Source organism: Neokomagataea tanensis (assembly GCF_006542335.1).
GTDB lineage: Bacteria > Pseudomonadota > Alphaproteobacteria > Acetobacterales > Acetobacteraceae > Gluconobacter > Gluconobacter tanensis.
This window is the reverse complement of record NZ_CP032485.1, coordinates 750,207-771,725: the sequence shown is the minus strand read 5'-3', so window position 1 is coordinate 771,725 and position 21,519 is coordinate 750,207. Positions and strand designations below refer to the sequence as shown.

Sequence of the window (21,519 nt, the reverse complement as noted above, 5' to 3'; positions counted from 1 at the left end):
TTTTTAAAATGGCAGAGCAAACCGGGACGACCCCGATTGGTCAAACGACTAATGAGGACGCGTCCATTTTTGATGCGACACGCTTCAAAATTCTAGCGATTGGTGTGATTGCTGCGCTTGCAGGTTTGATGTCAGGTTTGGACATTGGCGTAGTTGCCGGGGCGCTGGACCTTTTCGGTAAAGAGTATCACGCATCTACTTTTGCCCTCGAATGGGTCGTAAGTGCGATGATGGCTGGCGCAGCTGTAGGTGCGATCAGCGCCGGGCGGATGTCTCACAGTTTGGGCCGCAAACGCTCATTGATTTTGGGTGCGGCCATCTTTGTGGGTGGTACGATTGGGTGTGCGCTCTCGTGGTCCGTACCATCCATGATCTTTTTCCGCGTGATCATGGGTATTGCCGTTGGCATTTCAGCTTTTACTGCGCCGCTTTACCTCTCGGAAATCGCCAGTGAGGAATCACGCGGCGCAATGGTTTCTACGTATCAGCTAATGGTGACGGTCGGTATTTTCGTTGCCTTCCTCTCGGATACGTATTTTTCATATTCTGGAAACTGGCGCTGGATGTTCGGTGTTGCGGGTATTCCGGCAGTTTTGTTTCTTATTGGGGTTTTGTTTCTGCCATACAGCCCTCGTTGGTTGATGATGCAGGGGCGCCATAAAGAAGCGCGCCAAATTCTGCTGGATCTGCGGAATGATCCTTTGGAAGCATCCAAAGAAATTCGTGCAATCCGCGAACAGCTAGAAACAAAGCAGGAAGGTTTTAAACTTTTCCGTACCAATCCAAATTTTCGTCGCTCGGTGGCTTTAGGTATTTTGTTGCAGGCTATGCAGCAGTTAGCCGGCATTAATATTGTCATGTACTATGCACCAAATATTTTGGCTGCAGCACATTTTGATCAACACGCTCAGATGTGGTGTACGGCTATTATCGGTTTGGTGAACATGCTGGCGACGTTCGTTGCTGTTGGCCTAGTCGACCGTTGGGGCCGCAAGCCTATTTTGTATTGTGGCTTTTCCGTCATGGCTGTTGGCATGGCTGTCCTGGGCGTATTGCTTAACGGTGGCATGCATACGCAGTCATCTCAGATTGCTGCGGTCTTCCTGCTTATGATTTTCTGCGCAGGTTTCGCTATGTCGGCGGGTCCGCTGATGTGGGTTCTGTGCTCTGAAATCCAGCCTTTAGGTGGCCGTGACTTTGGTATTGCTGTCTCTACATTCACGAACTGGATGACCAATCTGGTTGTGGGTGTGAGCTTCCTGTCACTTATGGAAACTTTTGGAACAGCTGGCACGTTTTGGCTTTTTGCCGGCCTTAATGCGCTCTTTCTTGTGCTGACCATTCTTTTTGTTCCAGAAACAAAGGGAATGTCTCTGCATTTGATCGAAGACCGCCTGATGAAGGGGGTCAAGCTTCGCCACCTTGGGCGTTGAGTGCCGGACGAGGGGCGCGGTGTATGCCGCGCTTTCCTCAAGGCCTCTGTCTAAGGAATATACAATGAAATCTATCAACAACATGAAAGAGAGTGTGTATTCTCTATTAAGTTCTTATGATTCATTTTCTGTTTATTTTTTATACTCAATGTTTATATTGAGATTTTTTACATTTTTTTCCATAATTATATTTTATGTATTATCGCTTGTGATGAAGAGATGTGTTCGAGGTGTCCCTCTTACGCACGTTGAGCGCCTCATGAACCTCTTTTACATGGATGTAATTATAGTCTGTTCGACTATAGGACTGTTTGGTCTATGTTATTATTATGCGCCTCCAAGTGAACCCGGCATTTCCGAATTGGTATATATATTGCCAGTCGGTGTGTTCCTTGCGTGGAACGTGATCCTTCTCGTTTCATTGGTAAACGGTGTTTGTGCCTTCGCAGCTCGTCAGCCAAGCCGTCGTCCAGTCATGCAAGCAGTGCGCTACTGATCAGAAAATGGTGAAGTGCGCTTGTTCGCGCTTTTGTGATAAAATTCGTTTTATAGACTTACCATAAAGGTGAACAATGCGTACGGCGTTAAAAGTGGTTTCGTGTGTTTTTGGCATGGCGTCGTTCTTGCAAGCGTCCACGTGCTTGGCTGACCCATTGAATATTTCTGTTGCGTCGGACGATGTTGCGCTGGGACAGGTGAATGAAAATGGATCAGTCGCGACTGTAAGTGGCGATATTCGCGTAGAGGAAGCGCACGCTCCAGCGCACATCTCGGCTATTAGCGGCAACATTAAGATTGGCCGTGTTGCTGAAGGTGGCGCCATATCCGCAGTCAGCGGTGACGTGTCGATCGGTGAGGCTTACAAGTCGCTTCAAATCCAAACTGTGAGCGGAAATATTCGCGTTGACCGCGTATTTGGTGAGGCGCACTACAAGACCACGAGTGGCGATATTGACGTTGCTCTTGGTGACCAAGATCCTCCGCAGCTGCGTGACGTTTCGTTGACGACCGTCAGCGGCGATGTTGTCTTCCACATCTCTAAGTCATTTGCGGGTAGTGTGGACATCTGGGCGCGCCAGAGTGAAAAAGATAACAAGCTCCCCGTTATTCAGTCTTTGGGTCTAAATGTTGAGACTGGGCCTTGGGAAGAAAACAGCCTGAAAACTCTTGGTCTCGGGTCATCAAACCGGACGCGCGATGTCCATGTCAGTGGCAATGTTGGTAACGGCCACGAACATCTGGTCATTCGGACGACCAGCGGGACCGTTCGCGTCGTTCAAGAATAGTAAGGCTGGCCTGCCTCCGCCAAGGTTTTAAGCATTGTTTCTGGCGGGGGCGCTACAGCGTGGAGTATTTTTTCTCCCAACGGTAGAGTTAGGGAGCGTGCCAAGAGATGAAGGTCTGTGCGGCTTTTGGAGCCGTACAGAGTATCCCCAATGATGGGTGTACCAAGAGCCGCGCAGTGAACACGCGCTTGGTGTGTTCGACCCGTTTTTAACTCAAGTTCTAACAATGCTTTACCCTGACCTTGGGAAAGAACGCGCCACTGCGTCTCGGCTGGCTCTCCATCCGGATGACACACCATATGCCAGCCCTTTGGAGTGTTTAGTTTTTTCAAAGGCTGGACAATTAGGCCGGTGTCACCGTCCGGGGTTCCTTCTACGACAGCCCAGTAGATTTTACGGATCTGGCGTTGGCTGAATAAATTCTGGGCAGAAATCAGCGCTGTTTTGCGCCTAGCAATGAGCAGGCAACCCGACGTATCACGGTCAAGGCGATGTACAAGCCATGGGCCTCCTCTCGGGTGAGGGAGCATGCACCCTTCTACACTTGCAGTAGTGCGCGGGCCGGGATGCACGGCTAGGCCGCTTGGCTTATTGATAATCAGGTAATGCGGGTCGGAATAGAGAAGAGGCAACTCATGCCCCGGACGGAAGATTTTAGCGTGTTGTTCCGTCTTGGGGGCAGTGTTGGTTTTAGTCTTCATCGGTTTGGCGGCGAACTAAAATTTCGCGCTTTCCAACGTGGTTAGCAGGACCGATGATACCCTCTTTTTCCATCTGCTCAATGAGTTTCGCCGCACGGTTATAGCCGATGGATAAGTGCCGCTGGATAAAGCTTGTGGATGCACGCCCTTCACGTGCAACAATATCAACGGCTTGATCAAACAGGTTGTTTTCGCCTTCACCGCCAGAGCTTGTACCAGCGCTGCTACGGGGGGCTTCTTCGTCATTACCGGAGACGACGTCGTCGTTGTAAATGGGATCTCCTTTGGTCCGTAAATCTGCGACGACGGCTTCAACCTCGTCATCCGCGACAAACGGTCCGTGAACACGTGTTATGCGGCCGCCACCCTGCATGAAGAGCATGTCGCCTTGGCCAAGGAGCTGCTCTGCGCCTTGTTCTTGCAAAATGGTGCGGCTATCGAATTTGCTGATGACCTGAAACGAGATACGGGTCGGGAAGTTAGCCTTAATAGTACCTGTGATGACGTCTACCGAAGGGCGCTGGGTAGCCATAATTACGTGGATGCCAGCCGCACGGGCTTTCTGAGCCAAGCGTTGCACGGCGGTTTCAATTTCTTTGCCGGCAACCATCATCAGGTCTGCCATTTCGTCAATGACCACGACGATATAAGGCAAGTTTTCTAGAGGGACTTGTTGTTCGTCGAAGACGGGTTTGCCGGTTTCAGGGTCAAATCCTGTTTGAACGCGGCGTGTTACCATTTCTCCAGTGCCGCGTAGTTGTGCGACCCTGTCATTATACCCGCTGATATTTCGAACTTGCAGATGGGCCATAAGGCGGTAGCGCCGGTCCATTTCCTGCACAGTCCATTTAAGAGAACTAACAGCTTTAGTGGGTTCTGTAACGACAGGGGTCAGGAGGTGTGGGATGCCGTCATAAATCGACAATTCAAGGATTTTGGGGTCAATCATGATGAGGCGGCACTCTTCCGGGCTGAGACGGTAGAGCAGCGACAAAATCATGGCGTTAACGCCGACGGATTTACCCGATCCTGTTGTACCGGCAACCAAGAGGTGCGGCATTTTAGCGAGGTCAGTGTATATCGGGGTGCCTGAAATATCTTTCCCGAGGGCGATTTTCAGGCGACCGGGTGCATTTTCCCATTCAGGCGACTGGAGAAGTTCTGAGAAGTAAACGGTTTGTCGCTTAGCATTCGGGACTTCAATACCAATGACGTTACGGCCTGGGACGGTAGCGATACGAACGCTTAATACCGAAAGGGAGCGTGCAATATCGTCTGCCAAGCCAATAACGCGGGAGGAGCGAATACCTGGTGCGGGTGTTAGTTCGTAAAGGGTGACGACGGGACCTGCGTGGATATCGCCAATTTCGCCCTGTACACCGTAATCCGACAACACGCCCTCCAGCATGCGGGCTTTGCGTTGTAGATCATCCTGTGATGGGCCTTGTGCTGCAAGTGCCGGTGGTGGGTTAAGCAAGGCCATTGATGGATGCTCCCAACCGACGGAGGCAGGAGCGCGTGGGGCAGGGGCCCTCTCTTGGAGAGGGCTGGGTAACGGGCTTTGTGGTGCTGAAGGGCGCTCTGGGCGCAACCGATCAAGGAAGCCGCGTTTGGGTTGTAGAGCTGCTGAAGAGGGGTGGTCGAGTGGTGTTGCAGGTGCATCGTCTTCCCCTTCGTCAATGGGGCTGCGCGATGGAGGGGGCGCGGCACGATTGCGCTCTATTTCAGCCAGTCGCTCTGCATAGCGATTGGCGGGAGGCTCTTCTGCAATATGGGGTTCTGGTGCTTGGTAGTGTGCCGGTTCAACGGTGGGGGATTCGTGTTGAACTGCTTCGGCTGGGGGGTGCATCCAACCAGTATTTTGGGGAACAAAAGGCTGTGGTGCAGCAGGGACGTTGCGGTTGAGATTGCGTTTTAAGAAGGAGAGAGGTGCTGTATTAGGTGCGGGCGTTGAACCATCAGCGTTCTTGCGGGTAGGGGCATTTGGCGAATTATAATATTCGTAATCGCGCGGATTAGGCGCGTTGGGTGTTTCATCAGAGGGGTCTCGCTCGCCGCTTGCGCGTCGTGCCAGGCGTAGGGGCTGGCGGGCTAAGATAACAAAGCCATTCCCCATGGCCTGCCACTCCCGCCATTGAAGGCCCATGGCAAGGGGGAGCAACATGCCCATCAGAAGGAAGACAAGGCAGAGGGCGATCGTGCTGCCTGCACTTCCGGCCTCTGCGCGAGCGGCGTCAAGCAAATGGGTCGCGCAGGAATGCCCAAGTTCACCACCTAGGCGGGATTCTGTGGGCCATGCGACGTCTAGGCCGGGAACGAGTTCAGCAAGTGTCCCGATGAAAGCGGCGCCAGCGGGCAGGAGCGCGAGAGCGGCAAAAATGCGGATGATGGGCATGCCAAGGTGGTGATGGCGAACCATCCGCCAAGCCCATGCCAACAAAACGACGATGGGCAACCCGCTACCTAAGCCGAACCACTGGATGAGTGCATCCGATATTGTTGCGCCGGTGCGTCCCAGAATGTTGGTCGGGTTAGTACCTGTTGAGGTATTGAAAGACGGGTCGAGTGGGTTGAAGCTCCATAGCGCCAGCGCGATGCCAACAGCGAGAATCAGGAAAACGAGCCCTAGCAGTTCAAGTAAACGTGCGTTGAGGGCACTACGCAGGCCGGGTGGCATGGAGCGTTTTCGGGCTTCGTTCAGTGTTTCACGCATTGCGTTTGTAGATCGGCTGAACACGGCCAAGTTTTTTCACCCCGTCTTTAGAATGTAACCGCCTCTGTATAGCTGCGTTGCTCTCCTTAGAGCGAAAGCAGCTTGCACATACAGAGTGTATTTTAAGAAATAATGGTCGAATATTTCCAGATTGTCACTTTTGCTGCGCCAAAGCGACGTTCGGCCAAGATTTCTGGTCTATTTTTGTCGTCTTGCTCTGGGTTTTCCAAAGGTTTTGCCAGAATATTATGTCGGGTTAATGGCGTGGGAGGAACGAAGTCTTCCTTGGCGCCTGTCTCCGCCACAATAAGGGCACCCTCGGCTAGCCATCCAGTGCGGCGCAAGGCAGCGATGCCTGATTCAACCAGATTTTTGCCGTAGGGTGGGTCCAGAAAGACGAGGTCATAGGGGCGTTCCGCGCGTGGGGGGTGAGTGGTGCTGCACGATAGAACGCGGCTACGGTCCCGAAGTTGAAAAGCCACGAGGTTTGCTCGGAGGGCGTTGAGGGCATTTCGGTCGCGCTCAATGAATGCCACATGCTCTACCCCGCGGGATAATGCTTCAATGCCAAGCGCGCCTGTGCCAGCGTAAGCATCAAGCACGGTTGCTTTTTCCAGCGCTTCACGACCGTACCAAGAAGCATGCACCAGCATATCAAAAATAGCTTGGCGGGCGCGGTCTGAAGTGGGGCGTGTGGTGTTGCCTGAGGGCGCAACGAGTGCGCGCCCTTTTAGAGAGCCGCCGACAATCCGCATGGATTAGTGGTTTCCTTTAGACGATTGGAGTTCTGGGATTTGTTCACGCAGGGTTTTACCTGCAACTTCCGTTAATTCACGTGCCTTGAGGGAGCCGAGTTGGAAGGGGCCATAAGAAAGGCGGATCAGGCGGCTTACATGAAGGTTGAGGCCGCGCATTACGTTACGAATTTCACGGTTCTTGCCTTCACGGAGGCTAACGGTCAGCCACGAATTGTCGCCTTTTGAGGAATCGAGGGCAGCTTCAATTGAGCCGTAGCGAATGCCTTCGTACTCAAATCCGTCGATGAGGGAGGCAAGGCGTTTTTCGTCCACCACGCCAAAGACACGTACGCGGTAACGCCGAATCCAAGCATTGCCCGGGAGTTCTAAACGGCGTGCAAGTTCGCCATCATTGGTGAGAAGCAGCAAACCTTCTGAATTGATGTCCAACCGTCCAACGCTGATGACGCGCGGCAAGCCCTCTGGCAGGGACTCAAATACTGTCGGCCGGCCTTGTGGGTCTTTATGCGTGGTCATCAAGCCATCCGGCTTGTGGTAGCGCCACAGGCGGGTACGATCCGGGTGATCAATGGGCTTGTTATCGACAATAACGATATCGCCACGCTGGACGAAGGTCGCTGGGTGCTCGATCATCTTTCCGCCTATGCGAATGCGGCGTTCAGTGATCATACGCTCGACATCGCGGCGGCTTGCTACGCCAGCACGGGCCAAATATTTGGCGATCCGCTCACCGCGGGGTTCATCGCGATCATTGGGGGTGCTTTCGAAAGCGTTTTCGTTGGTGTCTGGATTGGTGTCTTCGGTCATCGGCTTGCCTCCACGAGGGCCGCATACAAGCGTTGGTCCCCGGGGTCGAGAGAGAATTCAGGATGCCATTGTACACCAATGGCGAAACGGGCGTGTGTTAACTCGATTGCTTCAATAATACCATCAGGTGCGTAAGCAGAAATCTGAGCGCGACCGGGGGTGCGCACGGCTTGATGATGGGCAGAGTTAACATTCATCGTCGGTGTACCGACAATTGAAGCAAGTCTGGAGCCTGAAACAAGGTTAACAACGTGTCCCGGCTCATGGCGTGGGTTGGGCTGTTCGTGGCCTGCTTCAGGGGGAGGTGTTGAATGAGGGTGCCGCCCGCTTCAACAGCAAGCAGCTGCATGCCGCCGCAAATGCCAAGCACTGGTATGTCGCGTTTCAATGCAGCTTTTAGGAGTGCGTGTTCTGCACGGGTCCGGGCTGGTCGGGGTGATGTTTCTGGAACGGGAGCTTCGTTATACAAAGCGGGGTCCACGTCAAAGGCCCCGCCTGTGATGACGAGGGCATCAAGGCGCTCAACTAAAGCTTCAGCAGATGCAGAATAACCCAGACATACTGGAAGGGCACCGGCGTCGGACAGGGCGGTGAGGTAATTTTCTCGGATGGCATGAAACGGGTAGCGGGAGAAGCTCTTATCGCTTCCGTTTTCATGGTCCAGGGTCAGGCCAATGAGGGGTCTGTGCATGCTGTTCTTTTGAACTGTTTGGCGTGGAATGTCTGTTCTTTTTTCACGTAAATGCTCAAAAACTATCAGAAGGGAGAACAGAGGACGGCATGGCTGAGAGCGAGACGGGCGAGAGTGTGGCTTTTCCAGCGGATATGGGGCGCGCAATGGACTATGCGCTGTCTCACGCGCGTGAAGCCGCGTCAGTGGGGGAGGTTCCTGTGGGGGCAGTTGTTTTGGATGCGCGGGGACGTGTTCTATCAACTGCGCGCAATGAAGTTGAAGCGGGGCACGATGCGTCTGCCCATGCTGAGTTGCTGGCGATGCGCCGAGCGGCACAACGTTTAGGAACACCTCGTTTATTGGGTTGCACAGTTGTGGTGACCTTGGAACCTTGTGCAATGTGCGCCGCTGCGATGGTGCATTTTCGCTGTGAGCGCGTAGTGTTTGGTGCTTACGACCCTAAGGGGGGAGGTGTTGAACATGGTGCACGTGTGTTTTCTAGGCCGGGTTGTTTGCATATTCCCGAGGTAATAGGTGGAGTTCGTGAAAGTGCCTCGGCAGAGTTATTGCGGTCATTTTTTCGACAATTACGTATGCAACCGTAATGGCTTACGGAGTTTTCACCTGCGTGTCAGCTTGTAGAATGGAGAAAGCCTCCATAACTTCAACTTGAATACAGGCGAGTGTTTGGATGCTGCAGTTAGTGCGGCAACGAGGCCTCTTCTGCTGTGTAAAAGGACAATCGGAACAGCTATGACCCAACGTTTCCGTTCTTCTCTTGCTGCTTTTGCTGTGACTACGGCGCTTATGGCGACGACCTCCATGGCAGGTGTGTCTGCTGCGCGTGCGGATACAGGCGCGATCAAGCCGCAGTCAACGGTGCAGGCTCTGCCAAACTTTGTTAACCTCGTGAAGGAAGTGAAGCCTGCTGTTGTATCCATCACGGCGCACATCAAGGCGGATGTTGCTGAGCAAGAAGAAGCTGGCCCGATGGGACAGGGTGGCGGCGGCGGTGGCATGCAAGAAATGCCATTCCCCTTCCCATTTCCTTTTCAGATGATGCCGCAGCAGCAGCAGCCAAACCGCACAGTTGAAGCGCGTGGTTCGGGTTTCATCATTTCATCCGATGGTTATGTCGTGACGAATAACCACGTCGTGAACGGTGCGACGAAGGTGAGTGTCACGCTGGATGATGGTACGACTTTGCCGGCAAAAGTCATTGGTCGTGACCCCAAGACAGACGTGGCTCTGCTGCGTGTGAAGCCGTCAGGTAAGTTGCCCTTCATTGAGTTGGGTGATTCGGACGACGTTCAGCCGGGTGAATGGGTTATTGCGGTTGGTAACCCTTACGGATTGGGCGGTACGGTCACGGCTGGTATCGTCTCAGCGTTGGGCCGCGATTTACATTCTGGGGCCTATAACGACTTCATTCAGGTCGACGCGCCTATCAACCACGGTAATTCCGGTGGGCCGCTCTTTACCCAAGATGGTAAAGTCGTGGGCATTAACTCCATGATCATTTCGCCCAATGGCGGTGGATCGATCGGCATTGGCTTTGCCATTCCGTCCAACACGGTGAAGTCTGTTGTTGAGCAGTTGCAAAAGACCGGTCATGTGATCCGTGGTTATCTTGGCGTTGAAGGCCAAGACATCAATCCAACAATGGCGCAGGCGTTGAATCTGAAGCCTTCGGAGCCGGGTGCCCCCCCACATGGCACGCTGGTAGCGTCCGTCATGAAGGGTAGTCCTGCTGAGAAAGCTGGCGTCAAAAGCGGTGATGTCATCTTGACGCTCAATGGGCGCGACGTGAAGAATGGCCATGACTTGGCGGTCCGTGTTGTCGGGATTACTCCGGGTGCGAAAGCCACGCTGGGCGTGCTGCGCGAAGGAAAATCCGTAGAACTGCCATTTACGGTGGGGAACATGTCCGCGCAGGACCACGCTCATAGCGAGGGTGGGGATGCGTCTGCATCAGAAGGCACCGGCAAGCTCGGTGTGGCCCTTGCAGCGCTAACGCCGCGTGCACGCCAAGAATTGGGCCTCGACGAAAGTGTGCAAGGTGCGGTGGTCGCTGATATTGTTCAGGGCTCTCCGGCGGACCAGTCTGGTATTCGTCCGGGTGATATCATTGTTGCAGTGGGCAACCATGTTACGCCAACACCGAAAGCTGTAGTTGCACAGGTGCATGATGCTTTGGGGCATAAGCAGCCACCACTGCTGCGCATTCTGCGGGACGGGCAGCAGCTTTTTGTCGCTGTCTCGCCTAATGGAAATGGCGATGATGATTCAGGCGAATAAGCGGTAAAAATCGCGGTTTTGGAAAGGGAGCTTTAGGGCTCCCTTTTTTGTGCCGTGGGCATTGGTGTTGCTTCGTGAGGCATTGAACTATGTGTTCTGGTTTTTGACATAGTGAGTAATGTCTGGTCCCGCTCTTTTTATTGACAAGACGGGGGTGTTTGTAAAAAAATACGAAAATCAATCGGGCCTTATGGGCGCGTTTTATATTTTCAAGTTTGGAATACGGATTTCTTATGTATCTGCGCCGCGATCGGGCTCTGACGGCTGTCTCGATTATGCTTGATGTCGCATTCCACGCAGGGCGAGCGGGTGTTGTCAGCGGTGCAGATATTGCACGGCGGGGCGATATGCTGCGGCGGGGCATTGAGCCAGTGCTGCAAGCTCTCTCGCGTGAGGGGCTTCTTTCTAGCGTGCGTGGCCCAAAGGGGGGGTACCGTTTGGGGCGTCCGCCACGGGCGATTACGTTGCACGACATCGTTAATGCTGTGATGGAAGAGCGTGACGCCAGCGAAGAAGTCTCCAATCCACTTTTGGACAAAGTACTGGCACCTTTTTGGCAAACGCTTGATGGTGAGATTGCCACGCGCATGGACGCTGTGACGCTGGAAAGTCTGCTGCGCCAAGCCGAAGAAGCAGGAATGCAACGTCCGAGTCGGGCGCCGATTTCTTTTTCAATCTAAGGGTAATTTTTGATGCACGCTGGTGTGACGTTACGCGTTATAACCGCAGATGAGTGTTTGCCGCTGCGGCAGAGCGTCCTGTGGCCCAGTCTTACTCAAGAGGAATGCCGTGTTGAACATGATGATACGGCTGTCCACCTAGGTGCATTTTATGAGGATGCGTTGATTGGATGCACGTCTCTTTTTGTGCTGCCTGATGGCGAGATGCAGCTAAGGAAATTTGCTGTTGCGTCAGAATATCAGGGCAAAGGTATTGGCTCGGTGCTTTTAAAAGCATCCTTTGAGCGTTGTTCAGCGCTGGGCCTGAAAAAATTTATGCTAAGTGCTCGTGTCTCTGCGATTGGATTTTACGAGAAGCACGGCTTGGAAGCCGTGGGTGAGGTCTATTTTAAAGGCCCTATACCGCACCGTAAAATGATCTGTACGTTAGGCTAGGCCTCATTAAAGTGTAATTTAAACTAAAACAATTCGTTATATAAAGAGGATTTTGCGACGAATTTCCGTGAATCCTCTTCCATATTTCACCATTATCAATCATTATACCTTCCGATTTCGGTAATTCTGTATTGCGCAGAATGTTGATGAGGAGTGGGCACCATGAAGCGCGCGCTACGCGTCGGGGCGGGGGAAGGCGTTGTTATTACGGCTAACCGTCTGCTGGATGGAGCTATTGTCTGGTTAGCTGCAGATGACATTTGGCTGACGAGGATGCAGCGCGCCAACGTGTTTGAGCCTGAGGCTGCTGTAGAACGTGTCAGTGCGCTTCAAAGCCGCGCGCAAAGTGATGGTGTTGTTGGAATTTACGAGATTGCTGTGCGCCCCGAAGAAACGGGTCCAATGCCTGTGACGATGCGGGAACGCATTCGGGCTTTCGGGCCGACGGTGCATCCGCAATTTGCTTATACGGCGCAAGAAGGAGTCGGGGCATGAGCGTGTCGATCGGGCAATATCATTACGATCAGGTAGACCGTGACTTTCTCTCAGCGCGTATTGGGGAATTTTCTGAGCAGGTCGCGCGGCGTTTGGATGGATCGCTCACCGAGGATGAGTTCAAACCGTTACGATTGATGAACGGTTTATATCTCCAGCTGCATGCCTATATGTTGCGTGTAGCGGTGCCTTACGGGACGCTTAATGCTCAGCAGGTTCGCGCATTTGCTGATGTAGCGCGGCGTTACGACAGGGGCTACGGCCATTTCACGACGCGACAAAATATTCAGTTTAACTGGATACGCCTTGAAGATACGCCGGATATCTTGCGGCTGCTCGCTGATGTAGACATGCATGCCCTGCAGACGTCGGGTAATTGCATTCGCAATGTGACGTCGGATGAGTTTGCTGGAGCGGCGGCAGATGAATTGGTAGATCCGCGCGTACATGCAGAGATTTTGCGTCAATGGTCTACGTTGCATCCAGAATTTACGTTCTTGCCACGTAAGTTTAAGATTGCCATTTCGGGTAGTCCAAATGACCGTGTGGCAGCACGCTTTCACGATATCGGGGTTGTTGCCCGCCCGGGAAGCGATGGCCGCGTTGCTTTCCAGATCTTTGTGGGTGGTGGTTTAGGACGTACACCCATTGTCGGGCAGGAATTATATCCTGCTGTGCCTGAAGAGCGTTTGCTGGCAACGCTTGAAGCGATTATTCGAGTGTATAACGCGCATGGCCGGCGTGACAATATTTACAAGGCGCGTATTAAGATTTTGGTGCAAGCCTTGGGAATTGAAGCCTATCGTGAGGCTGTTGAAACGGAACTCGCGCAGATGGACGTGGCGCGTTACCGCCTCAGCCCTGAGATGGTTTCATCTATCGAAGCCCGGTTTGCATCCCCAGATTTAAATGCCCCTGATAATGCCGCCGATGTTTTGGCGGAGCAGCGCGCACGTGACTTTGTGTTCGACCGGTGGGTGAGAAGCAACACGCATGCACACAGGGCAGCCGGGCATATTATCGCGGTTGTATCGCTTAAAACCCCGGGGGAAATACCGGGGGACGTCACGGCAGACCAATTGGATCGTTTGGCAGGGCTGTCGGAGCGCTTCGCGTATGGTGAGTTGCGGACGACTCACTTGCAGAATGTTGTTTTCGGGCATGTGCGGCAGGACCAACTCTACGATCTGTGGCGCGGCTTGGTCGAGGTGGGGCTAGGTGCTCCGAATTTCGGTTTGATTGGCGATATAGTTGCGTGCCCAGGTTTGGATTATTGTGCTTTGGCAAATGCACGTTCGATCCCGATAGCGCAAAAACTAGGTGCGCGTTTTGCAGATATGAGTTTGCAAGAGCAGATAGGCGCCCTGCAAATTAATATTTCGGGCTGCATTAATGCCTGCGGCCATCATCATGCCGGGCATATTGGCCTATTGGGCGTGGATAAGCGTGGTGAAGAGTTTTTCCAAATGACGTTGGGTGGCCGCGCGGACGACCAAGCCGCTGTTGGGAAAATACTAGGTCCCGCTTTGCCCGAGGATGATACGGTTGACGCGATCGCGCGGATTGTAGATCGATACTTAAAAGAACGCTCAGGGAAAGAAAGCTTTCTGGAAACGTTGAAACGTGTGGGTGAGACTCCATTCAAGGAAGCGGCATATGACGTTGTTTAAGCTTGGTGAGCGTGAGCCGGGTTCATACGATGAGCCCGTGACACTTGCTGAATTGGCAGAGCAAGGAGAGGTGCGCTCTGTTGTTTTAGAAAGTGCGGACGATGTTTCTGCTCTAAAGCCATACTTGAATCGTCTCGCACTTATCGTGCTGCGTTTTCCGATTTTTCGCGATGGTCGGGGCTTCACTCAAGCCCGGGAACTACGGGAATATCTGCGTTACGGTGGCGAAATTCGCGCTGATGGGCATGTTTTGCCCGATCAGGCCGATTTCTTGAAACGGTGCGGGGTGGATAGTGTTGACTTGCCTGAGGGGAGCGACACGGGGCCTTGGGAGAGGCAAATTGCACGATATGCAGTTTCGTTTCAGCGCTCGGTTCTGCCGGAACATGTTTTGGATGTTGGTACGCGAGTAGCACGCTAGTTTTAAAGGCGTGTAAGCCAGCCGCGACGCCAAAACCAGTAGAGTGGCGCGGCGATAGACACGAGCATTAAGGCTATCGCAAAAGGATAGCCGAAGCTCCAGTTCAGTTCCGGCATAATACGAAAATTCATGCCGTAAATTCCGGCAATGAGGGTTGGCATTATTCCAATCGAGCTTGCAACGGTCAGAATTTTCATGCCGTCATTCTGTTCAATATTAATGAAGCCTAGAGTGGCATCTAACAGAAATTGGACCTTGTTGTTGATTTGAGTGTTGAACTCGTTGAGGGAAGTGATGTCACGCCCTGCAATTTCGAGCCTGTTATGTAGCAGTTTGCTGGAGCTATCTTCGGCCGGATTGGTGATGTGCGTAGGTAAGAGGTCTTGTTTATTGGCCGTCGATAGATGAAGCCGGATACGATCAATAGAAAGTAGTGAGTCGCGGATCATTGAGGCGAGGTCGCCGGTGTTACCGAGGCGCTTGAGCGTTGTACGAAGTGTATGACTGGCATGGGCGCGATGTTTGCGCTCATCGCTGCCAAAGATTTGGCGTGAGAGGGTGTCTAGCGTATGGCCTACATTCTCCAGAAGGTCCGCGAGGCGATTAATAATCTCGTCGATTAAGTCTGTTAACAAGCCGGCGGGGCTGGGTGGGGGAGCGTCAGCACTGTGCTCGGCCAGTTGGAGGCCAATTGCATCAAAGGCTATGTAATCAGCGTAGCGGATAGTGACGAGGTGGGTTGGGGAAACAACAAAGCCAACGGGGCGCGTAATAGGGCCTGTGTCGTAGCGTCTGACTAAAGGTCCGGAAAGATAAAGTATTCCTTCGCGCTCGTAGTGACGCGAGGAGCTTTCGATTTCATTAAGTTCTGCCCGGCTGGGTATGTGGAAGCCGAGTTTCTCGCTCGCAAGGTTTATTTCTTCTTCCGTGGGGTTCAGCAAGTCGATCCACGGAATAGCGTTCAAGCGTGTATGTGGGCCCATTTCGTAGGCTGGGGTTCCGGTGGGGCGGGTAAGCAGCATGGGGCAGAATAACCGTGTGGTTTTGGGTTTTTCAAACTTAAGCGAGGCGACCGGGCGAGGTGAGCTGTCTGTATTGCCGCCTTAGTGTAAAGGGCCTGCAAGCGCTAAAAGTTCTTTCGCGCGCTGTATGAGTGTTGGAATATCGAAGCCTTTTTCAGCTGCCGTGACGTGACTGGCTGCCTCGATGCCTGTTTCTATAGGTTCGCCCCAATAAGGCAGTTCCATTTGCGTCGCCAGAGCAAGGTTGCAGGGGTTAGGGTGCTGTTGTGGCACGAGTTCGCATATAATTGTGCCGGGTTTGCACCATGCTAAATTCGCCATGCCTGCCCCCAAAGCCCCCATAACAAAGCGTGCTTTGGAAAAAAGGCGAATTTGCTCTGTTACGCTGAGAGTCTCTGGGCGGATGATTGTGAAGCCTATTTCTGCGAGAGCTTTCGCCAATTCGTTTTCATTATTTACAGAGCGGTTTGTTGCTGAGCCACGTTCAATGAAAAGGTTGAGGGGGGAACTGCTCTCATCCATTGCTGGAAATTTATCTGTTAGGGATTTGTATGCTTGGCGTGAGGAAGGGGAGACGGAGAAATCAGCCGCGCCACGGACATTGTCCGTGTAGATTACTTTTTTGAACGCATATTGTTTTCCCGGTTCTGTCCGCGTGCCATGGGCTGGGTCAAAGCCATACATGCGTATGGTTTCTTCTTGCCAAGACGTGAGTGGGGGTAGAATGAGGCCCCCTTTGTAATGATTTTGGGACAGGTGGAAGAGTGTTGGAAGTGTGTGCGTGACCCAATGATAATAGTTTAGGTGCCAGTGGTCGAAGCATGCGGCCATTACGTTTTGACCGGCCGGTGCGGGAATGAGAGTTTCTTCCTGTACGGCTAGAAGAGGAATAACGTCGGGTGATTGCAAATAGGCTGTGTCGATTATAGGTCGCCCGTTTTTAAAGAAAATCATGGATGCGGTATCGAGCACGACATTTTCGAGTTCGTATTGGCGCAGGGTAAGAGGGCTGGAAGCCCATTGTTGAAAAAGAGATTCTGCTCCTGAGGGTAGGCACCCTTTAAAAGCTAGTTGAGCAGGGTAAGAGGCCGTTTTGTCCAAGATTTTGATGCGGGAAGCAGTGTTGAGGAGCGTCAGCGGCTCGTCAGGCGAAGTTTTATTAATTGTGCGGCGGAAAATGCGTTTTAGAAAAAACATACGCGATATGTCCCGACCGTTAGAATAAAGCGGATTAATTGAATAAATTTGGGGTTCGGGCAAGGTGAAACAGTTTTGCGGTATTGGAAAGAGACTTTCCTGCTCGATTAGGCAGGAAAGTCTCTGTTAAGCAGTTAAGCAGTTAAGCAGTTAAGCGCTCGTGCATGGTTGGACGTTCAGCATCGTCGATTAAGTAGGTGCCAGGTTGAATCTTTAAGCTTAAAATAGCCTGTTCTTCAGGGTGATTGCGTTCCAATGGCAGGACCGCATTGCCTGATGTCCAGCGGGTAGTTGTATCCGCTTCAAGCGTGTGCCAGCCCTCAAGGGTATCAAGCGTCTGGTATGATGTGATATGCGTTTTGCGGTTCCACTCGAAAATGTGCGCTGCTGAGATAGCAACTCCCAAGAGGCGGCGGTCGTCCCAATAGGGGCCCATGACGTCGCAAGGGCGAGATGCACGCGAAAGTATTCGTACACTGCGGACGTCGCTCGTTATGATGAAAACATGATGTCCATTCGACGTGCGGATGGGCTCAAGGTATGAACCCGTATCCGTCAACAGAGAGAGCATGGGCTCATGCGTCAGTTGTTGTTCCGGAGATTGCAGGGGGAAGGATTTTTTTTCAGCCCGTGTTTTCAGATCTAAAAAAAGCGGTTCAACAGTGCTGCGGTCAGTACTTAATGGCGCAGCAGCGTCCATTTCCCATGATTTGGCGTTATGACCTAAGAAGAAAATATTTCCGCTTCTGAATGAAGAGCGGTTACCAGTATCCAGATAGCTTTCAGTCAGAGCGCCATTGGCCATTATGACTGAGTGTTTGAGTGTTTCAATATGGTAATACTCGTAAGAAGAGAAAGATTTATCGTAGAAGATTGATCTACCATTTACGAGCATTCGAACAGGAACAAATTTTCCATCAAAGAAAAGGCAGTGTTCCGCCGTTACTAATAGGTCTTGGTAAGGAATGTTTTCAGAAATTGCGTCTTTTAAGATACGGACTGGGTAGCCAGCTTGGTCATCTGGAAGGTCGCGATTAATTTCACAGGATGCTTTTCCGGCCCATAGAATACGATCCGTAATGATTTCACCATGATCGCAAACATTAACTAAATCGCCTACCTTAAGCTCTTCTACCAGCGCTGTGCCTGTAGGCGTTTGGATTTCCGTGCCAGCGAGGAAGCAGACGATCAGCTCTTGGTATGAAGATGAGTAAGGTTGCGAATAAGGGTCGGTCCGATTGTATCGGCTAAAGTTTGATTGATCAGAAAAGGTTGAGTTACTATTAAGACCGATAACTATTTGATGATTATTGGAAGAGCCTTGGTCCGTGTCCAAATATAAAGTTTTTTTGCCATTTACGGTTTCGATTTTTGCTCCGAGGGAGAGAGCGTTGCCGGAATCGTCAATGACGCTAATAATTGTTCCTTGTTGAATATCGAGGTTTTGTATTGATGTATTAACGAAATTTTTACTGTTAATATGTATTGTCAGGATAGAGCCATTATCAAATTTTACGCCACTGACGATGGACCCTGATTGTATCGAGAGTATTCCCCCGTTTTTAACTTCTCCACCCGAAATTTTGGCGCCTCGGAACGCCTGTACAAAACCATTGTTTTCAAGGGTGACGTTATTGAGCGTTGCAGACCCACCGACGTTAACGCTGGCAGATGAGTTGACGATGACGTTTGAAACGGATTGTGTGCCGCTTAGCCGCAGGAGTGCGCCTGAACCTTTGGCGCCTTGGGACGTGCCCGTTCCCCCTTCAAGATATAAATTGGTCGTTTGGTCTGTGCTGGAAAGCGTGTAGCCAGAGTAATACTCATTTCCAATAAATTGGTAAGTAACCCCGTTTACGACGATTGTTTTATTTGCCATCGATTCTCTCCTTTTGAGACATAGTGTTACAGTTTGTTGGATACATAAATAGTTTTTTTTAAATTAACATATTAGTGAAAAGTATATACTGCTGTTTTTTCAGGTATATATTTATTATTTACATAAAAATATTAAACACTTATAATAATAAAAATTTATTTCAGTATATTTTTAGTTATTATTTAAATTATTATTGTAATTATTTTTTTGTATCAGTTTCGGCAAAATAATCGGTTGTGAGGTGATGGCTCCTGATGGACGATTGCGACGGGAGTTGGTATCTTCGCTGCCTATCGTTTCTGAAGTGAGTGTAATAGCGATGTCTGCTTCTACTACCACACCCGTGCAGGTGCCTCTCCCGAACTCTTTGCGTTCAGGGCCTGATGGGCGCGGGTGGTTTGGGGAGTTCGGTGGACGGTTTGTGGCTGAAACACTAATGCCACTGATCCTTGAGTTGGAAGAAGCCTATCGTGCAGCGCAGGCAGATCCTTCCTTCCGGGAAGAGCTGGAATTTTACTACCGCGATTATGTTGGGCGTCCTAGCCCGCTTTGGTTTGCACGCCGCCTGACCGAGACATTGGGCGGGGCAAAGATTTATCTGAAGCGTGAAGAGTTGAACCACACGGGCTCGCATAAGCTGAACAACGTGATGGGACAAATTCTTGTGGCGCGCCGTATGGGCAAGACCCGTATTGTCGCTGAGACGGGAGCTGGGCAGCACGGTGTTGCGACGGCCACGGTCTGCGCGCTGTTCGGCTTGAAGTGCACCGTATATATGGGTGCAACGGATGTTGAACGCCAAAAGCCTAACGTATTCCGTATGAATCTTTTGGGGGCAGAAGTTAAGCCTGTTACTGCGGGCGCGGGCACTTTGAAAGATGCCATGAATGAAGCCATGCGCGACTGGGTCGCCAATGTTGAAGACACGTATTTCTTAGTGGGTACGGTCGCTGGGCCGCATCCTTATCCTGAAATGGTCCGCGATTTCCAATCTATTATTGGGACGGAAACGCGTGAGCAGATTATGGAAGCTGAAGGGCGCCTGCCGGATGCGATTGTTGCGGCTATTGGAGGCGGGTCTAACGCGATGGGTATTTTCCATCCGTTCCTAGACGATGTGGATGTGAAGCTGATTGGTGCGGAAGCAGCCGGTTTTGGGCTTGATTCTGGCAAGACGGCTGCGTCTGTATCGCGTGGGCGTCCGGGCGTGCTGCATGGCAACCGCACATATCTGCTGCAGGACGCGGATGGCCAGATTGATGAAGCGCATTCTATCAGCGCGGGTCTGGATTATCCCGGTATTGGGCCGGAGCACTCGTGGCTGAATGATATTGGCCGTGTTGAGTATGTCGGTGTGACAGATCAGGAAGCTCTGGATGCTTTCCAACTCTGTTCTCGCCAAGAGGGAATATTGCCAGCGTTAGAATCTGCTCATGCTCTGGCGCATATCGTCAAAATTGCTCCGACGATGGGCAAAGATCAGATTATTGTAATGAATTTGTCAGGTCGTGGAGACAAAGACATCTTCACGGTGGCTAAGCATGTAGGGGTTGAGCTGTGAGCCGTATTCAGGCGCGTTTTGACGCGTTAAAAGCCGAAGGCCGTGGCGCTCTCATCCCTTATTTACAGGCTTATGACCCAGATCTTGAAACGTCGCTCGCTCTTTTGAAGGCAATGCCGGAGGCCGGCGCGGACCTTATTGAGATCGGGCTTCCGTTTTCTGATCCATCAGCTGATGGCCCGACAATTCAATTAGCTGCACAGCGGGGGTTGAAAGCAGGCTCTACGGTCAGCGGCGTGCTTAATATGGTGCGGCGCTTCCGGGAAGGTGATGCGGCAACGCCGATTGTGTTGATGGGATATCTCAACCCAATCCATACTTACGGTGCAGAAGCATTTTGCCGGGATGCAGCTGACGCTGGCGTCGACGGGATTATCCTCGTTGATATGCCAACGGAAGAAGCTGTGTGGCTGCGCCCGCATGCGGAAGCTCATGGCCTTGATATTATTGCTCTGGTCGCGCCGAATACCTCACATGAGCGGTTGGTGCATGTTCTGCGCGAAGCGCGGGGCTTCGTGTATTATGTGAGCATCACGGGTATTACGGGAACGGCGAGTGCATCCTCCGAGCAGCTCGCAGCCGCTGTGCCGAAGGTGAAAGCCGTTACTGATGTGCCTGTAGCCGTCGGGTTTGGAATTTCAACACCGGAGCAGGCTCGTGCCGCTGCGCAGATAGGCGATGCGGCCGTGGTTGCTTCGGCGCTTATTAAAACTTTGGCGGGAACTTTGGTTGATGGCCGTGCAACGGAGCACACTGTTCCGGCGGTGACGCAGCAAATTAAGGCACTGGCAGAGGCTGTACGCAGTTAGCCACATTCTACGGTGGGTTTTGTTGTCACGGCTAGTATAATGGCAGCAACACCCGCCACGAAAAGCTCCAGCGAGAGCAATCCGCCTAACAGCCAAGATGTGGGCCACGGTAGGCTGAGATAGAGCAAGAAGCCTGTAAGTACCGTAAAGCAGCCACTAATAGCCATGATGCTCCAGCTTCGTACGTGGCGGTGCGTACAGCCCCAAAATGTACGGGCGATGCCAGAAAAAGTCAGGCAGCTTAATAAAATAAAAGTCAGCAGAGGTGAGCCGGAGTCGGGCTCATCAAGCAGTGCTGCGCCTCCTGCCAAGTAGCAGGTAGCTGATAGGTTGCTCAGCCAATAAGTCGAGTAAGATAAGAGACGATAGCGCTGTGAAAAGAGCATTTGTGCGCTGCCTCTAAGCAGAAATATCATGGCGAGCAGCGTCTGATTTGCCGGGTCATCTATTAAAGTGCTGACGGCGGAAATGATGCTTAAAGTGATTAAAAAAAGGCCAATACGGAAGCTGCCGTGAAGTGCTGTGCCTGATTTTAGAAATTGGTAGCGTGTCAGCATCATTGAAGTAAATCTATGTTGGAGGGCAAAACACGCCTCGTATAGCGCACTCGGTTCTGTTTGTGTGTAAACATGTTTGTCTGGTGCAAGTTGCGGAGAGGCTGGCGTAAAAGCGTCTTGGGCG

At 51.9% G+C, this 21,519-nt stretch carries 19 protein-coding genes and 1 pseudogene; 11 read left to right on the top strand and 9 right to left on the bottom strand.

From position 1 onward, the window contains the following. The first annotated feature begins 8 nt into the window (after positions 1-8). Together D5366_RS03620 and D5366_RS03615 are read left to right on the top strand one after the other, a co-directional pair. Positions 9-1,433, top strand: a complete 1,425-nt coding sequence (locus D5366_RS03620; protein ID WP_141492332.1) for a sugar porter family MFS transporter — start codon at positions 9-11, stop codon at positions 1,431-1,433. Between the two features lie 572 nt (positions 1,434-2,005). Next, on the top strand, positions 2,006-2,719 hold the full coding sequence (locus D5366_RS03615; RefSeq protein WP_141492331.1) for a DUF4097 family beta strand repeat-containing protein: 714 nt from the start codon (positions 2,006-2,008) through the stop codon (positions 2,717-2,719). Here the strand turns inward: D5366_RS03615 and D5366_RS03610 are convergent. From D5366_RS03610 to D5366_RS03590, 5 genes and pseudogenes are all read right to left on the bottom strand, one after another. Continuing rightward, positions 2,710-3,420, bottom strand: coding sequence for an RluA family pseudouridine synthase (locus D5366_RS03610; protein ID WP_141492330.1), 711 nt, complete (start codon positions 3,418-3,420; stop codon positions 2,710-2,712). The two genes, D5366_RS03615 and D5366_RS03610, sit on opposite strands and share 10 nt — an antisense overlap. Continuing rightward, on the bottom strand, positions 3,410-6,133 hold the full coding sequence (locus D5366_RS03605) for a DNA translocase FtsK (RefSeq protein WP_141493800.1): 2,724 nt from the start codon (positions 6,131-6,133) through the stop codon (positions 3,410-3,412). The genes D5366_RS03610 and D5366_RS03605 overlap by 11 nt, the downstream gene beginning before the upstream one ends. A gap of 122 nt (positions 6,134-6,255) precedes the next feature. Beyond that, positions 6,256-6,888 (bottom strand): 16S rRNA (guanine(966)-N(2))-methyltransferase RsmD, encoded by a 633-nt coding sequence (rsmD, locus tag D5366_RS03600; protein ID WP_141492329.1) that lies wholly within the window; start codon positions 6,886-6,888, stop codon positions 6,256-6,258. 3 nt (positions 6,889-6,891) lie between these two features. Then, complete coding sequence (locus D5366_RS03595; protein ID WP_141492328.1) at positions 6,892-7,698, bottom strand: pseudouridine synthase; 807 nt, start codon at positions 7,696-7,698, stop codon at positions 6,892-6,894. Beyond that, a pseudogene (locus D5366_RS03590) lies at positions 7,695-8,389 on the bottom strand (gamma-glutamyl-gamma-aminobutyrate hydrolase family protein). Before D5366_RS03590 ends, D5366_RS03595 begins: the two are co-directional and overlap by 4 nt. An 89-nt stretch (positions 8,390-8,478) precedes the next feature. On the opposite strand from D5366_RS03590, the gene D5366_RS03585 reads away from it, so the two are divergent. The 7 genes from D5366_RS03585 (at position 8,479) to D5366_RS03555 (ending at position 14,370) form a co-directional block, all read left to right on the top strand. Then, positions 8,479-8,976 carry a nucleoside deaminase gene (locus D5366_RS03585; protein ID WP_240775330.1) on the top strand — a complete coding sequence of 166 codons (498 nt, stop codon included), beginning with the start codon at positions 8,479-8,481 and terminating at the stop codon, positions 8,974-8,976. Between the two features lie 148 nt (positions 8,977-9,124). Beyond that, positions 9,125-10,669: a Do family serine endopeptidase gene (locus tag D5366_RS03580; protein ID WP_141492327.1), complete on the top strand. Its 1,545-nt coding sequence runs from the start codon at positions 9,125-9,127 to the stop codon at positions 10,667-10,669. A 233-nt stretch (positions 10,670-10,902) separates the two neighbouring features. Further along, positions 10,903-11,349, top strand: a complete 447-nt coding sequence (locus tag D5366_RS03575) for an RrF2 family transcriptional regulator (protein ID WP_141492326.1) — start codon at positions 10,903-10,905, stop codon at positions 11,347-11,349. Positions 11,350-11,361: 12 nt separating this feature from the next. After that, entirely contained in the window at positions 11,362-11,784 is a 423-nt protein-coding gene (locus D5366_RS03570; RefSeq protein WP_240775379.1) for a GNAT family N-acetyltransferase, read from the top strand. A 162-nt stretch (positions 11,785-11,946) separates the two neighbouring features. Continuing rightward, positions 11,947-12,279, top strand: coding sequence for a DUF2849 domain-containing protein (locus tag D5366_RS03565; protein ID WP_141492324.1), 333 nt, complete (start codon positions 11,947-11,949; stop codon positions 12,277-12,279). Then, complete coding sequence (locus D5366_RS03560; RefSeq protein WP_141492323.1) at positions 12,276-13,949, top strand: nitrite/sulfite reductase; 1,674 nt, start codon at positions 12,276-12,278, stop codon at positions 13,947-13,949. The genes D5366_RS03565 and D5366_RS03560 overlap by 4 nt, the downstream gene beginning before the upstream one ends. Next, a complete protein-coding gene (locus tag D5366_RS03555; protein ID WP_141492322.1) occupies positions 13,936-14,370 on the top strand; it encodes a DUF934 domain-containing protein in 435 nt (144 codons plus the stop codon). Before D5366_RS03560 ends, D5366_RS03555 begins: the two co-directional genes overlap by 14 nt. Before the next feature lie 2 nt (positions 14,371-14,372). Here D5366_RS03555 and D5366_RS03550 read toward each other — a convergent pair whose 3' ends face one another. The 3 genes from D5366_RS03550 to D5366_RS03540 all read right to left on the bottom strand — a co-directional run bounded on the left by D5366_RS03550 (position 14,373) and on the right by D5366_RS03540 (position 18,468). After that, on the bottom strand, positions 14,373-15,392 hold the full coding sequence (locus tag D5366_RS03550) for a magnesium transporter CorA family protein (RefSeq protein ID WP_141492321.1): 1,020 nt from the start codon (positions 15,390-15,392) through the stop codon (positions 14,373-14,375). A gap of 81 nt (positions 15,393-15,473) precedes the next feature. Next, positions 15,474-16,589: a glycosyltransferase family 61 protein gene (locus tag D5366_RS03545; RefSeq protein ID WP_141492320.1), complete on the bottom strand. Its 1,116-nt coding sequence runs from the start codon at positions 16,587-16,589 to the stop codon at positions 15,474-15,476. A 142-nt stretch (positions 16,590-16,731) separates the two neighbouring features. Further along, positions 16,732-18,468, bottom strand: a complete 1,737-nt coding sequence (locus tag D5366_RS03540) for a Hint domain-containing protein (protein ID WP_141492319.1) — start codon at positions 18,466-18,468, stop codon at positions 16,732-16,734. 319 nt (positions 18,469-18,787) lie between these two features. On the opposite strand from D5366_RS03540, the gene trpB reads away from it, so the two are divergent. Together trpB and trpA are read left to right on the top strand one after the other, a co-directional pair. Further along, positions 18,788-20,029 (top strand): tryptophan synthase subunit beta, encoded by a 1,242-nt coding sequence (gene trpB, locus D5366_RS03535; protein ID WP_141492318.1) that lies wholly within the window; start codon positions 18,788-18,790, stop codon positions 20,027-20,029. Beyond that, positions 20,026-20,838, top strand: a complete 813-nt coding sequence (trpA, locus tag D5366_RS03530; protein WP_141492317.1) for a tryptophan synthase subunit alpha — start codon at positions 20,026-20,028, stop codon at positions 20,836-20,838. Before trpB ends, trpA begins: the two co-directional genes overlap by 4 nt. Here trpA and D5366_RS03525 read toward each other — a convergent pair. Continuing rightward, positions 20,835-21,398 (bottom strand): HdeD family acid-resistance protein, encoded by a 564-nt coding sequence (locus D5366_RS03525; RefSeq protein ID WP_141492316.1) that lies wholly within the window; start codon positions 21,396-21,398, stop codon positions 20,835-20,837. The genes trpA and D5366_RS03525 overlap by 4 nt on opposite strands. Positions 21,399-21,519: the final 121 nt, after the last annotated feature.

Bases quoted from the DNA above. Each gene is read 5' to 3' on its own strand.
- D5366_RS03620 (WP_141492332.1), top strand. From the start codon at position 9: ATGGCAGAGCAAACCGGGACGACCCCGATTGGTCAAACGACTAATGAG.
- D5366_RS03615 (WP_141492331.1), top strand. From the start codon at position 2,006: ATGCGTACGGCGTTAAAAGTGGTTTCGTGTGTTTTTGGCATGGCGTCG.
- D5366_RS03610 (WP_141492330.1), bottom strand. From the start codon at position 3,420: ATGAAGACTAAAACCAACACTGCCCCCAAGACGGAACAACACGCTAAA.
- D5366_RS03605 (WP_141493800.1), bottom strand. From the start codon at position 6,133: ATGCGTGAAACACTGAACGAAGCCCGAAAACGCTCCATGCCACCCGGC.
- rsmD (WP_141492329.1), bottom strand. From the start codon at position 6,888: ATGCGGATTGTCGGCGGCTCTCTAAAAGGGCGCGCACTCGTTGCGCCC.
- D5366_RS03595 (WP_141492328.1), bottom strand. From the start codon at position 7,698: ATGACCGAAGACACCAATCCAGACACCAACGAAAACGCTTTCGAAAGC.
- D5366_RS03585 (WP_240775330.1), top strand. From the start codon at position 8,479: ATGGCTGAGAGCGAGACGGGCGAGAGTGTGGCTTTTCCAGCGGATATG.
- D5366_RS03580 (WP_141492327.1), top strand. From the start codon at position 9,125: ATGACCCAACGTTTCCGTTCTTCTCTTGCTGCTTTTGCTGTGACTACG.
- D5366_RS03575 (WP_141492326.1), top strand. From the start codon at position 10,903: ATGTATCTGCGCCGCGATCGGGCTCTGACGGCTGTCTCGATTATGCTT.
- D5366_RS03570 (WP_240775379.1), top strand. From the start codon at position 11,362: ATGCACGCTGGTGTGACGTTACGCGTTATAACCGCAGATGAGTGTTTG.
- D5366_RS03565 (WP_141492324.1), top strand. From the start codon at position 11,947: ATGAAGCGCGCGCTACGCGTCGGGGCGGGGGAAGGCGTTGTTATTACG.
- D5366_RS03560 (WP_141492323.1), top strand. From the start codon at position 12,276: ATGAGCGTGTCGATCGGGCAATATCATTACGATCAGGTAGACCGTGAC.
- D5366_RS03555 (WP_141492322.1), top strand. From the start codon at position 13,936: ATGACGTTGTTTAAGCTTGGTGAGCGTGAGCCGGGTTCATACGATGAG.
- D5366_RS03550 (WP_141492321.1), bottom strand. From the start codon at position 15,392: ATGCTGCTTACCCGCCCCACCGGAACCCCAGCCTACGAAATGGGCCCA.
- D5366_RS03545 (WP_141492320.1), bottom strand. From the start codon at position 16,589: ATGTTTTTTCTAAAACGCATTTTCCGCCGCACAATTAATAAAACTTCG.
- D5366_RS03540 (WP_141492319.1), bottom strand. From the start codon at position 18,468: ATGGCAAATAAAACAATCGTCGTAAACGGGGTTACTTACCAATTTATT.
- trpB (WP_141492318.1), top strand. From the start codon at position 18,788: ATGTCTGCTTCTACTACCACACCCGTGCAGGTGCCTCTCCCGAACTCT.
- D5366_RS03525 (WP_141492316.1), bottom strand. From the start codon at position 21,398: ATGATGCTGACACGCTACCAATTTCTAAAATCAGGCACAGCACTTCAC.